13 protein-coding genes are annotated in these 12,441 nt (G+C 69.8%); 7 read left to right on the top strand and 6 right to left on the bottom strand.

Annotation, left to right across the window (positions count from 1 at the left end; all coding sequences use genetic code 11):
- Positions 1 to 22: 22 nt before the first annotated feature.
- The 4 genes from ACQQ2N_RS01060 (at position 23) to ACQQ2N_RS01045 (ending at position 2,031) form a co-directional block, all read left to right on the top strand.
- Entirely contained in the window at positions 23 to 478 is a 456-nt protein-coding gene (locus tag ACQQ2N_RS01060) for a nuclear transport factor 2 family protein (protein ID WP_440223819.1), read from the top strand.
- Between the two features lie 2 nt (positions 479 to 480).
- Complete coding sequence (locus tag ACQQ2N_RS01055; protein ID WP_440223818.1) at positions 481 to 921, top strand: nuclear transport factor 2 family protein; 441 nt, start codon at positions 481 to 483, stop codon at positions 919 to 921.
- 262 nt (positions 922 to 1,183) lie between these two features.
- Complete coding sequence (locus ACQQ2N_RS01050; protein WP_440223817.1) at positions 1,184 to 1,579, top strand: Imm10 family immunity protein; 396 nt, start codon at positions 1,184 to 1,186, stop codon at positions 1,577 to 1,579.
- A 65-nt stretch (positions 1,580 to 1,644) separates the two neighbouring features.
- On the top strand, positions 1,645 to 2,031 hold the full coding sequence (locus tag ACQQ2N_RS01045) for a hypothetical protein (RefSeq protein ID WP_440223815.1): 387 nt from the start codon (positions 1,645 to 1,647) through the stop codon (positions 2,029 to 2,031).
- Between the two features lie 77 nt (positions 2,032 to 2,108).
- Here the strand turns inward: ACQQ2N_RS01045 and ACQQ2N_RS01040 are convergent, their stop codons facing one another.
- A complete protein-coding gene (locus tag ACQQ2N_RS01040) occupies positions 2,109 to 2,714 on the bottom strand; it encodes a DUF6624 domain-containing protein (protein WP_440223814.1) in 606 nt (201 codons plus the stop codon).
- A gap of 70 nt (positions 2,715 to 2,784) precedes the next feature.
- Positions 2,785 to 3,939: an ankyrin repeat domain-containing protein gene (locus ACQQ2N_RS01035; protein WP_440223813.1), complete on the bottom strand. Its 1,155-nt coding sequence runs from the start codon at positions 3,937 to 3,939 to the stop codon at positions 2,785 to 2,787.
- Between the two features lie 636 nt (positions 3,940 to 4,575).
- On the opposite strand from ACQQ2N_RS01035, the gene ACQQ2N_RS01030 reads away from it, so the two are divergent.
- Together ACQQ2N_RS01030 and ACQQ2N_RS01025 are read left to right on the top strand one after the other, a co-directional pair.
- Positions 4,576 to 5,628: an NAD(P)-dependent alcohol dehydrogenase gene (locus tag ACQQ2N_RS01030; RefSeq protein ID WP_440223812.1), complete on the top strand. Its 1,053-nt coding sequence runs from the start codon at positions 4,576 to 4,578 to the stop codon at positions 5,626 to 5,628.
- A gap of 194 nt (positions 5,629 to 5,822) precedes the next feature.
- Positions 5,823 to 7,436 carry an ATP-binding cassette domain-containing protein gene (locus ACQQ2N_RS01025; protein WP_440223811.1) on the top strand — a complete coding sequence of 538 codons (1,614 nt, stop codon included), beginning with the start codon at positions 5,823 to 5,825 and terminating at the stop codon, positions 7,434 to 7,436.
- A gap of 9 nt (positions 7,437 to 7,445) precedes the next feature.
- Here ACQQ2N_RS01025 and ACQQ2N_RS01020 read toward each other — a convergent pair whose 3' ends face one another.
- Positions 7,446 to 8,213 (bottom strand): hypothetical protein, encoded by a 768-nt coding sequence (locus ACQQ2N_RS01020; protein ID WP_440223809.1) that lies wholly within the window; start codon positions 8,211 to 8,213, stop codon positions 7,446 to 7,448.
- Complete coding sequence (locus tag ACQQ2N_RS01015; RefSeq protein ID WP_440223808.1) at positions 8,210 to 8,734, bottom strand: RNA polymerase sigma factor; 525 nt, start codon at positions 8,732 to 8,734, stop codon at positions 8,210 to 8,212. The genes ACQQ2N_RS01020 and ACQQ2N_RS01015 overlap by 4 nt, the downstream gene beginning before the upstream one ends.
- 794 nt (positions 8,735 to 9,528) lie before the next feature.
- Here ACQQ2N_RS01015 and ACQQ2N_RS01010 point away from each other — a divergent pair.
- Complete coding sequence (locus ACQQ2N_RS01010) at positions 9,529 to 10,620, top strand: serine hydrolase domain-containing protein (protein WP_440223807.1); 1,092 nt, start codon at positions 9,529 to 9,531, stop codon at positions 10,618 to 10,620.
- 67 nt (positions 10,621 to 10,687) lie between these two features.
- On the opposite strand, the gene ACQQ2N_RS01005 is transcribed toward ACQQ2N_RS01010, so the two are convergent.
- Positions 10,688 to 11,521, bottom strand: coding sequence for a GAF domain-containing protein (locus tag ACQQ2N_RS01005; RefSeq protein WP_440223806.1), 834 nt, complete (start codon positions 11,519 to 11,521; stop codon positions 10,688 to 10,690).
- Between the two features lie 172 nt (positions 11,522 to 11,693).
- Positions 11,694 to 12,428: a rhodanese-like domain-containing protein gene (locus ACQQ2N_RS01000; RefSeq protein WP_440223805.1), complete on the bottom strand. Its 735-nt coding sequence runs from the start codon at positions 12,426 to 12,428 to the stop codon at positions 11,694 to 11,696.
- Positions 12,429 to 12,441 lie beyond the last annotated feature (13 nt).

The raw sequence follows: 12,441 nt of genomic DNA, 5'->3' as shown, positions 1-12,441 counted from the left end.
TCAACACCACCAAGGAAAACCCATGGAAACATCGATCCGATCCCTCGTCATCGCCGGTGCCCTGTTCGTCCTCGCTCCCGCTGCCGCCTTCGCCCAGGGCGGTGATCGCGAGGCGGTGGACCGCGTCATGCAGACCTTCATGCGCGCCTACATCACGGCCGACAACGCGATGGCGAAAGAAGTGTTCCGCAAGGACGGCGTCATGATCGGCTACTCGCCTGCCAGAGGCAGCGAGCTGCTCATGCGGACGGGGGAACAGTTCGCCGAAGGCTTCAACGGCAAGCCCGCGGCGGATGAAGCCTTGCGCAAACGCCGCTACGAGATCATCGACGTGGCCGAGAACTTCGCGGCCGTCAAGGTGATGCTCGACTATCCCGGATGGCGGGGCATCGACTACGTCGTGCTCCTGAAGACGGATGACACGTGGAAGATCATCAGCAAGTCGTGGACCGGCACGCTCACGCCGAAGGAGTCCTGACCATGGTCATGTCGATGCGCTCCTTCGTGCTGGCGGTCACCCTCCTGCTGCTTCCGGCCTCGGTCATGGCACAAGGCAGTGATCGTGACGCGGTGGACCTCGTCATGAAGAAGATGATGCGTGGATTCGAATCCGGCGATCCACGTCTCGTCTTCGAGGTGCTCAGGAAGGATGGGACGGTCGTCGGTTACTCAGCCGGCAGGAAGCAGGTGGTCACACAGACGGCAGAAGAATGGGCGAAAGGATTCACCGGCAAGCCTGCCGACGACGAGGCGCTGCGCAAGCGCAGCTACGCGATCGTCGATGTGGACGGAGACGCGGCGGTCGTGAAGGTGATGCTGGACTATCCCGGTTGGAAGGGGCTCGACTACCTCGCGCTGTCGAAGATCGACGGCCAGTGGATGATCGTGAGCAAATCGTGGAGCGGTGTGCCGAAGTCGTAAGCGTCGCCGCACCGCTCTCGCATCCATCGGGCTCGCAGAAGCGCCGGGCTGAAGCCGGCTGGCGCGCCTGTGGTCGTTGTGCGACGCGGGTGTGCGGTCGCTGCGCCGATGATCGCGTGACGGGTTTCGTATCGCGTGCCCGTCACGCTTTCACTGCGGGATGTGCATGGCACGCGCCATGGTCGATCTCTTGGCTTCGCCGTGAAGGCATTGCATCCTGTCCATGGCGTCGCGACGGGCGTCCTATCCAGATTGATCCGACATGGAAGCACACACGTTCACGGCCAAGGCGGTCGTCCTCGAACTGCCCGACGACGAGTTCTACTTCGTCGGCTTCGCCGACCACGAGTACACGCCGACGAACTACCTGATGTTCCAGCGCGCATTCGAGTTCGACGAGCAGGACGTCAGGCTCGGCATGGACACCTACGACATCGAGTGGTGCGACCAGGGCGCATCGACCTACGGTGGCGTGGCCACGTTCGAACTCGGCGCGACGAGCGCGGTCGTCCGCCTCACGGAAAAGGGCGCCGAAGCCCTCGGCATCGACCAGATCACGATCCACTTCACGCTGACGCCAGCCCGGCACGAGGCCTTGAAGACCGCGCTCGCGGAGATCTTCGAGGGCACGGACTGCCTGGTGATGGCGGATCGCTGACGGTCTGCCGCCGTGTCGTTCGACACACGGAGGGACGTGTCGTGCCCGATGGAAAGGAGATCGTCATGAGGAACGTCCCGGCGCGCAGCAGGATCGATGCTCAGCCCTTGTCCGGCGAGGTCATGCATCGCGTGATGCGCCGCGTGTTCCCGAAGTGCAACGCCTACGGCACGGCATCGTTCGACGAGCTCGTGCCGGAACTCGCGCGGTTCGGCATCACCACGCTCGGAGGGTTTCGTGCCTTGATGACGCGGCACCGGCGCGCGCTGCTGGCCGCGGACCGCGAGCGTCTGCGGCCGGTGGAAAGACGGATGTTCGCGGAGGACTACGGCGAGGCTTTCGTGCGAGACACCGAGCGCAGGCAATACTGGTTCGCCTATCCCGCGTTGGTCAGGGTCGCAATGGAGATGGCGTTCGGCGCCGAGGATGACATCGTCGACGTGTCATGCTGACGGACATGTTGTTCATCGGCACGTTCGACGACCCGTGAGCGCATTCCATGGCGCGCTCGTGCCGACGACCGCCGCCCTCAGGGATCGCGCGGCGCGTTGATCTGCTCGAGCATGCGCGCGCTTTCGGCGAGCGTCGGTACGTTGAAGGCCTGCCGGTCGTCGTCGCTGACGGCGCCTTCGGCGATCGGCGACTGGACCTGCCTGCCGGTCGCGGCATCCATCGTGAACTGCGTGCCGTACCACTGCGGCTGGCCGCGCCGCACGAGCAGGCGATCCCAGGCTGCGGCGGCGATCCAGCGGTAATCCTTGCGCTCGGGCGCGAGCGTCGCGGCGATCATGCCGAGCGAGAACGCGAGGCGGATGTCGTCGTCGGCCTCGCCATGCTGGAACACGAACGCCGCGCGCCAGTGGTCGGCCGCCGTGCGGATCCCGCCGTCGCGCAGCATGCGGCGTACCTCGCGCAGGCGTTCCGCGTCGTGGCGCGCCATCTGCGCCATCGCCGCCTGACGCTCGGCGGGCAGCTTCTGGAACAGCGCCTTGCGCTCCTCCTGGTCGGCGGCATGCAGGGCCGCGAGTGCGGTGTTGTCCTGCGGCGCGGCGGGTGTTGCGTCGGCAGCATGTGCAGCCGTGCCGGCGAGCAGGGCGATCGACAGGATCGCGCGGATCAGGGAATGGCGGTGCATGTCACGTTCCTTGTGCGGGGATGGGATGTGCAGCGTGTCATCTCGGCGCGGCTTCGGCGATGGTGAAGACTCATCGCACTGCGCGTGCTGCCTCGAGCAGCGTGCGAAATGCCGCGGCCTTGCGGCCTTCGATCGGTATCCAGTCCGCGGGCGTGCGGCCGGCACGGTCGGCGCGGAACGGATCCGCGCCTGCATCGATCAAGGCCGTGGCGATCTCGACCATGCCGTGCACGAACGCGCGCTGCAGCGGGCGCTGGCCTTCGCCATCGACGGCATCGGGATCGGCACCCGCGGCGAGCAGGCTCGCGACGACGGGTCCATGCAGTCGCGCGGACGGCTTGAACAGGGCCATGTGCAAGGCCGTGAGGCCTTGCGCGTTGCGGTGATTGGCGTCGGCACCTCGCGCGAGCAGCACGTCGACCGTCTCGCGTTCGCCGCTGCGTGCGGCCAGCATCAGGGCGCTCGCGCCACCATCGGCCATGGTCCAGTCCGGAGCGAGGCCGGCGTCGAGCATGCGCGTGACGAGGGCGACGTTTCCGGACGCGGCGACGCTCGGGAAGTCCTGGGTAACCCAGGCGCTCTTCGCGATGCCGCCCGAGAACGTCCACTCGGGCTCGGCTGCGGCGGCCGGCGTGCCCATCGCGGCGTCGATCACCTGCAGGCGGCGCGCCTCGGCTGTGGCGCGTGCAGCGTCACGGCCTTCGCGCCATACCGGGCTGCGTGCCGGCACGGAGGCCGGATCGTCGAGCCACGCGGCGAGCTGCGCATGTTCCGCGGCGCGCGCGGCGTCGGCCGGTGTCACGCCGTCGAGGTCGGCCAGTGTGCGGTCCGCACCGGCCTCGACGAGCTTGCGTGCGATGTCGGCGAAGCCGGAAGCCGCGGCGATCCACAACGCCGTCGCACCCGAATCGTCGGCGTCGTCGACATCGGCACCGGCCTCGAGGAGCAGCACGACCAGGTCGACGAATCCGTGCGTGGCCGCCTCGACGAGCGGCGGCGCGCTGGCGGCCGTGTCGGGGCGTGCACCGGCCGCGAGCAGGGCGCGCACGGCACCCTCGTCGCCGTGCGCGCAGGCCCACGCGAGCGGCGTGGACTGATGTCCGTGCAGGTCGATCTCGTCAGCATCCGCGCCTGCCGCGAGCAGGTCGTCGAGCGCACCGAGGTCGCAGCGCGTGATCGCGTCGAACAGGTTGTCGGGGCTTGCCGGCGCTCCTGTGGTGGTCATGCGGTCCCTGCGTGTCCGTCGTGGGAGCGCGAGCGTAGGGCAGGATCGCGCCATGGACCAGCACAGGAGGATGTGGAGTGCGTCGTGTCATCCGAGAGCCTCACACTGATGTCTGGGGAACATCCGCAGACTGCGTCGCGCCGTCAGCCGGGCTGTCGCCTGGTGTTTCCCGGCGTTCGGTGTCGCGCGACCGAACAGGCTCGATGCGTCCTCCTGCAGTGACGTTGCGCTTGAGCCCCTCTCCCTCCGGGAGAGGGGTTGGGGAGAAGGTGCGGGATCGAGACCAGACCCGATCATCGTCGCGATCCCGGACCCTCATCCGGCCCTGTTGGCCACCCCATATCGGGGTACGGGGCAGGCTCTTCTCCCGGAGGGAGAAGGGAAACAGCGTCAGCCGCCACGTCTTCGCGGCGCGTTGCCAAACGGGTTTGATGAGCCGCGATAACAAGTCCATGCGCGCGCCCCGGGTTTATCCGCAGGCCGTGGCTGGGTCACACTGGTGGTCCCGCCGGCGGCTGTCCGCCGCGGTCGCGTACCGCGGGATCCACGCCCGCGACGCGATCGCCCCGTGATGCCGCGCACGCACGGTCCGCGTGATCGGTGCCCGTCTTTCCCCCTTGAGCCAGGAGTGATCCCATGACCACACGAGCCTTCGGTACCCGTGCCGCCGACGCGCATTTCGAACCGATGGACATCGCGCGCCGCGCGCCCGGTCCGCGCGACGTGCAGATCGACATCGCCTATTGCGGCGTCTGCCATTCCGACCTGCATACCGCACGCTCCGAGTGGGGCGGCACGCAATACCCGTGCGTGCCGGGCCACGAGATCGTCGGCCACGTCAGCGCGGTCGGCGCCGAGGTGACGCGCTTCAAGGTCGGCGACACGGTCGGCGTCGGCTGCCTCGTCGACAGCTGCCGCACGTGCCCGTCCTGCGGCGAAGGCCTCGAGCAGTACTGCGAAGGCGGCTTCGTCGGCACCTACAACGGCCCGACGCATGACGCGCCGGGCCACACCCTCGGCGGCTACGCGCAGGGCATCGTCGTCGACGAGCACTTCGTGCTCAAGATCAATCACCCGCAGGACCAGCTCGCCGCGGTCGCGCCGTTGCTGTGCGCCGGCATCACGACGTACTCGCCGCTGCGCCACTGGAAGGTCGGCCCGGGCTCGAAGGTCGGCATCGTCGGCATCGGCGGCCTCGGCCACATGGGCGTGAAGATCGCGCACGCGCTCGGCGCGCACGTGGTCGCGTTCACGACCTCCGAGAGCAAGCGCAAGGACGCCCTCGCGCTCGGCGCCGACGAGGTGGTCGTGTCGCGCGAGGCCTCGGAAATGCGCGCGCACACCAACAGCTTCGATTTCATCCTCGACACGGTCGCGGCGAGTCACTCGCTCGATGCGTTCACCGGACTGCTCAAGCGCGAAGGCACCCTCGTGCTGGTCGGCGTGCCGGAGCATCCGCATCCGTCGCCGAGCGTCGGCAACCTGATCTTCAAGCGCCGCTCGATCGCGGGCTCGCTGATCGGCGGCCTCGCCGAGACCCAGGAGATGCTCGATTTCTGCGCCGAGCATGGCGTCGTCGCCGACATCGAGATGATCCGCGCACAGGAGATCGACGCGGCCTACGACCGCATGGTCAAGAGCGACGTGAAGTACCGATTCGTGATCGACTGCGCGACGATGGCCGCGTGATCGCGTGAGACCTGCACGTCCCGGCCATGGCCGGGACGTGCTCATCCCCCGGCGCGCAGCGGTATGATGCGCGCCTTCGTTACGCTCCTGAGGTGTTCGTCCGATGCGCCACTGAAGCCGCCGTCGCTTGCGACGGCCCGCACGCCATCCCCCGCCACGGCGGTGGATCCGTTCCGGCTTCATTGGAGTCCCGCATGACGTCACTTTCGTTCGCGCTGCACGGCGCGTCGTTCACCTTGCCTGACGGCAGGTGCCTGTTTCCCCCGATCGATCTCCTCCTCGACGCGCGCCCGACCGGCATCGTCGGCCGCAACGGCGTCGGCAAGAGCGTGCTCGCGCGCCTGCTCGCCGGCGAGATCGCGCCGACGCTCGGCCATGTCGAGCGTGGCGGTCGCGTGCACTACGTGCCGCAGCACGTCGCGCCGACACCCGGTGCGACGGTCGCCGATCTCGCCGGCCTGCGTGGCGTCGTCGACGCGCTCGCGCGCATCGCCGCTGGCAGTGTCGACCCTGCCGATTTCGACATCGTCGGCGATCGCTGGGACCTGCACGAGCGCTTCGCCGAGGTGCTCGATGCGTTCGACGTGCCTGCGTTCACGCTCGAGCGTCCCGCCGCGACGCTGAGCGGCGGCGAATGCGTGCGCGTCGCGCTCGCGGGCGCATGGCTCGCCGACGCCGACCTGCTCGTGCTCGACGAGCCGACGCATCACCTGGACCGCGTGCAGCGTGTGCGCTGGCTCGAACGCCTGCAGGCGTGGACGCGCGCCCTCGTCGTCGTGAGTCACGATCGCGAGCTGCTCGGATCGATGCGCCGCATCCTCGCCGTATCGTCGTCGGGTGTGCACGACCATGACGGTGACTGCGCGGCCTACGCCGCATGGCAGGGCGCGCAGCGCGAGCAGGCCGTCGCCGAGCTCGACCAGGCGAAGCTCGAGCGCCGGCGCGGTGTCGCGGCCCTGCACGAGCAGCGCGAGCGCGCCGCGCGCCGCAGCACGCGTGGTGCCCGCGAGGCACGTGACGCCAACCAGGCGCCGATCCTGCTCGGCGGGCAGCGCCAGCGCAGCGAGGCGAGTGCAGGACGGCGAGAGCGAGAGCATGCACAGCGCCATGTCGCTCTCGAGGCCGCGGTGGCGGAAGCCGCCGCGCGCGTCGACGACGACGTGCCGGTCGCGTTGTTCGCGCCGGTGGCCGAGGCCGCGGCGCGCCGCGTGGTCGCACGGCTCGAAGGTGCCGTTCTACCCCACGGCGTCGCCACGCACCGCGCGATCGATCTCGTGATCGGCGGTGCGCAGCGCATCGGCGTGACGGGTCCGAACGGCAGCGGCAAGTCGACCCTGCTCGGCGTGCTCGCGGGCAGGCTGGAACCGCTGGACGGCGTGTGCGCCGTGAACGTGCCGGTCGCCCGGCTCGACCAGCGGCTCGGCGTGCTCGATCCGCACATGTCGCCGCTCGACCATCTGCTCGCGGCGAATCCCGCGACGACGCAGGCCGAGGCGCGCACGAAGCTCGCGCTGCTCGGCCTGCCACGCGGAGCGGTCGATGTTCCGGCGGGCCGGCTCAGCGGTGGCGAACGCCTCAAGACCGCGCTCGCGGGCCTGCTCTACGCGGCACCGGCGCCGGGACTGCTGCTGCTCGACGAGCCGACCCACCATCTCGACCTGCCGTCGGCGCTCGCGCTCGAGCATGTGCTGCGCACGTGGCGCGGCGCGCTCGTCGTGGTCTCGCACGACGAGGCGTTCCTGGATGCCATCGGTCTCGACACGCGCGTCGCGTTCGGCGGCGATGGCGTGCGCGTGGTGCCGTGGTGACGCGCGTGCTCAGTCCTCGTCGACCGGCGCGAGCGTGTAATCGGCGGGCGGTTCCGTATCGAAGAGTCCTGCGCGCGGTTCGACATCGAACGTGAATCGCATGTCGATGCGCACGCTGCCGGGGCCGGGAAGCTCCATCGCGAGCGGCAGGCCCGAGGCATCGGCCCACAGCGTCACCTGCGTGCCACGGGCTTCGAACGTCCAGCCCTGCGCGGTGACGCCGTCGATCGTGCGCGCCTCGGCGAGCGGGGTCGCGCGGCCCTTGAACGTGCGCAGTTCCTCGAGCCAGTCGGGCTCGCCGCTCGCCGTGGGGCGCACGCCACGCGGGATCGACGTGACGCTCGCCTCGCGTGCCTCGTGCATCAGCATGAGCACGCGGCCGCGCTCGGGATCGACGACGACGCTGAGCTGGGTGCCGATGTCGGTGCGTGTCGCGCCGTAGGCATCGACGAACGTGTGCGTGGCCTGCACGACGCGGTCGTCGACCGAGGTCGTGACATCCATGCGCAAGGTGCGGAACGTGCGGAAATGCGCCTGCACGGCGGCGAAGGCGACGCCGTCGTTCGCGACGGGCAGCAAGCCCGCAACCACCACGACAAGTGCGGCCGCCGCGGTCGCGAAGGCGGCGGCGAGACGCAGGCGTGGCGCGCGCCGCGGAGCCGCGGCGAGGCGTGCGTGCAGACGCTGCGACGCGCGCGTGGTCGCGTCGGCGGGGACGTCGCACGCTGTGTCGACGGCGCGTGCGAGCGGGACGGACAGCTCGTCGTGGTCGCTCATGGCCGGTCCTCCGGAGTGGTGTCGCCGAGCAGGGCTTCGAGGCGCTGGCGTGCGCGGTGCAGCGCGACGTTGACGCTGTTCGCGTTGGCGCCGAGCACACGTGCGATGTCGGCGACCGGCATGCTTTCGAAGTAGCGCAGGCTGAAGCACTGCGCCTCGCGCGCCGACAGATGTCCGAGCGCGCTGCGCAGGCGTCGTGCACGCTCCTCGTCGAGGCCGGCCTGTTCGGCCGAGGCAGAGGCGGCGGGTGCCTGGGCCAGCCACGACGGCAGCAGCCTTTGCCAGCGCTGGCGGCGGCGTCGCCGGTCGATCGCGGTACGCACCGCCGCGGCGGTCAGGAACGCCGGCCACGAGGCGACGTCGCGCGGCGGCTGCTCGACGAGACGCAGGAACACGTCCTGCTGTACGTCCTCTGCGCCGTCGGCCTCGCCGAGCACGCGATACGCGGCGCGGAACACGAGATCGCCGTAGAGGCGCGCGAGGGCATCGGGCGAACCGGACGCGTCGAGGCCATCAGTCACGGCTGTCGTCCGCGCGAGAAACGCCGGAGGATAGGAAACGGGCATCGCATCGAGGGCTCCACGGGATTTCGTACGCCATGACGCGTGGGGATGTCGAACCTTACATCGAGCCGCCGGCGTCGTCCGTCGGGAACAGGTTCGACGCGCGCCGACCCGCGGTCACGACATGGCACGACGTGGGGTCAGGTTCATTTTCCCGTGAGGCATTTCGGATCAGCAGCCGTCGGCACGCCGGGAAAATGAACCTGACCCCATTCCGCCATAACCCGGTGTCGCGAGCCGAACCCGCTGCACGGCTTCCTGCCCATCGGAGGGCACTTTGCGTCCCGCGCTCTGCATCGTCAGGGAGCGGTGCGTTGGCGAATGCCCTTGGCCAAACGCGACTCGTGCTCCGGCGTACTGGTGACGATATGGGTCCGACGACATGGGGTCAGGTTCATTTTCCCGCGACGCGTCGCGCACGAGCAGGCGGCGATGCGCCGGGAAAATGAACCTGACCCCACGCTGCGGCGATGCGCCGGGAGAATGAACCTGACCCCAGGCTATCGACTTCCAGCCTTGCGTCGCCACGACCATGGCGGAATCCGTTGCATGCGTCCGGCGGTGCGATGGCATGTAAGGTTCGTTGCCGTCGCGCGTCATCACGGGCATTCCCCGAGCCGGAGCATGCCGTGATGCGATCCACCTCCTCCTGCACGTCGCCGCACGCGGTGCGTGCCTTTCTCGTGGCATGTGCCCTTGCGGGAGCGACGACGTCCTCGTTCGCGATCGCCGCGCCATCCGTCGCGTCCACCATGCCCGGGACGGCCGCACTCGACGCGATGGCCGCGCGTGCGATGGCCGCGACCGGCGCGCGCGGGCTCGCGATCGCGACGGTCGACGACGGCCGCGTGCGCGACGTGCGCGCCTACGGCGAGCGCAACGCACGTGGCGAGCCGCTGCGCACCGATACGGTCATGTACGGCGCGTCGCTGACCAAGACCGTGTTCGCGTACACGGTGCTGCAGCTCGTCGACGAGAAGGTGCTCGCGCTCGATCGCCCGATCGCGAAGGACCTCGCCAAGCCGTTGCCCGACTACGGTCGCATCCCCGGCTACGGTCCATGGGACGACCTCGCCGACGAACCGCGCTGGCGCGCGCTGACACCGCGCACGCTGCTGTCCCACGCCTCCGGATTCGCGAACTTCGCGTTCAACGAGCCCGACGGCAAGCTGCGCATGCACTTCGATCCGGGCACGCGCTACGCATACTCGGGCGAGGGTCTGATCCTGCTGCAGTTCGTGATCGAGCGCGGGCGTGGCCTCGCTCTCGGTGACGAGATGCAGCGGCGCGTGTTCGACCGCTTCGGCATGCGCACCACCTCGATGACCTGGCGCGAGGATTTCGCGCGCAACCTCGCCGACGGCTGGCGTGCCGACGGCGGCGCCGAGCCGCACGACCAGCGCTCGCGCGTGCGCGCGGCCGGTTCGATGGACACCACAATCGCCGACATCGCCGCGTTCACGGCGGGCCTCGTGCGCGGCGACGGGCTCTCGCCTGCGTCGCACAAGGCGCTCGCCGCGCCGCAGCTCGCGATCACCACGGCGAGCCAGTTTCCGTCGCTGCAGGACGAGGTGCCGCCTGCTCGACGCCGCGCGGACCTCGCCGCGGGACTCGGCGTCATCGTGTTCGACGGCCCGCAGGGACGCGGCTTCATGAAGGGCGGCCACAACGATTCGACCGGCAACACGCTGGTCTGCCTCGAGCGCGGGCGGCGCTGCGTGGTCATCCTCGCCAACGACGTGCGTGCCGAGGCCGCGTTCCCGGCGCTCGTGCGCTTCGTGCTCGGCGAGACCGGCACGCCGTGGGCATGGGAGTACGGCGACATGGTGTTCGTCGAGCCGTGACGCCCGTCCGGACGGCACCGCGTGTCTGGACGCGTGCGTGCCGCCCGGGTGCGAGCGGACGAGCGACTCAGCCGCGCGCGAGTTCGGCTTCGAGTTCGCGCCCGATCGCGCGCGCGAACATCTCGAGCGTGCGCATCGTCGCGTCGTCGAGGCGCGAGGGTTCGGGATCGAGCGCGCACAAGGTGCCGAAGAACGAACCGTCGTCGCGCAGGATCGGCAGCGAGATGTAGCTCGCGAAGCCGTACATCGCCGGCGTGCGGTGCGTCGCGAAACGTGCATCCGTACGCGCGTCGTCGAACTGCACGAGATGACCGTGCTGGCGGATCTCGTTGCAGATCGTGGTTTCGAGCACGAGGTCCTGACCGGGCTGCAGGCCGAAGTCGACGAGGTCGTAGACCGCGCACGCGGTCCAGCGCGTGTCGGTCACGCGGGCGATCGCGGCGAAGCGCATGCCGGTCGCGCGCGTGACGGCTTCGAGCAGCGTGGCAAGGCCGGCGATGCGACCCACCGCCTCGATCTCGCGAGCGACCCCGGCATATTCCGGAGCGGCACCCGCAACGGGAGCCGCCTGGCCGTCGAGCGAGAGGAGGCGCGTGACGCGCTCGTCCATGCAGCGCCGCGACACGCGGTGCACCAGCGCGCGCACGTAGGAGGGCAGCGCGCGCAAGGTCGCGACGGGCCCCGAGAGCACGAGGTGGTCGCCGACGAGGCGCACGTCGTCGAGTCCGTGCAACTGCGCGAAGTCCCGCCGCAGCGCCGCGAGCGCGGTGGACCAGGCCCGCGAGGGGGCGATGTCGAACAAGGCGCTCATGAGTCCGGAGCCCGCGTCCGCGGGCGGCATCTCGAAGCCGACGATCAGGGGATGCAGCGGGTCACGTGTGTCGGGCGGGAGGTTGTTCATGGCCGAAGCCTAACGCGTCCGGACGCCCGCGGGGTGCCGCAACGCTTCATCGCAGGACGCGGCGATGCGCGCGCCGCGCAGATCGCCCGCGGCGCGCGTGCCACCCATCTTCGAGCCGCCACGGTGCGGCGCGACGGCGTCGACCGTGCCGTCCGTTCGACGCCGTGCGCCGTCAGCGCATCGGCGTGCCGTAGCCGGCCGCGCGTTGCGGCATCTGTCCGGCCATGCGCCAGGCCTCGAGGCCGCCGCGGTACCACATCACGTTCGTGTAGCCGAGCCGGATCGCGCGCAGCGAGGCGTTGTACGACATCCAGCATTGCGGCGAGGCGCAGTAGAACACCAGCGGCACGTCGCGGCGCCCTTGCGTGACCTTTTCAAGGAACTGACCGAACTGCTGCTGCGTGCCGTCCTCGAAGCTGCCGGCCTGGCTTGCGGGCACGGCGGGAATCGCACCGGGCAAGGTCTCGCCGCTGCCGAGTACGTCGAAGACGACGGCGCCGAGCGAACGGTCGGCGAGCAGCGCGAGCACGCCTTTCGTCGTGACGATCTGGCCACCCGGAATCGACGACGGCGTCGGGCCGTGCATCGCACCCGCGTGCAATTGCGGCGTCGGCGCGACACCGTGGTCCTGGCGTTCGATCGCCATGAGCGCATCGAGATCGATGCCCGGCGCACCGGGCGTTGCCGGTGCGGGTGCGAAGCCGCCGCGCGAATCTCCCGGCGGTGGCATGCCCGGCTGCGATCCGGGTGATGCCGGCGGGTATGGCGGTGGACCTGCAGGCTGGCCTTGAGGTGGTGCATAGGTGCCCGGGGCCGCACCGAAGCGGTCCTGGGCATGCAGGGGCGACACGATGATCGTGGCGAGCGCGATCGAGGCATGCAAGGCGAGGGCAGGAACACGTGACATGGGCATCTCCGAT

It is taken from the genome of Dokdonella aquatica (genome assembly GCF_051987395.1).
In the GTDB taxonomy this organism is placed as follows: domain Bacteria; phylum Pseudomonadota; class Gammaproteobacteria; order Xanthomonadales; family Rhodanobacteraceae; genus Dokdonella.
Note: the sequence above shows the minus strand (reverse complement) of the source record. Positions and strands in the feature narration are given on the sequence as shown.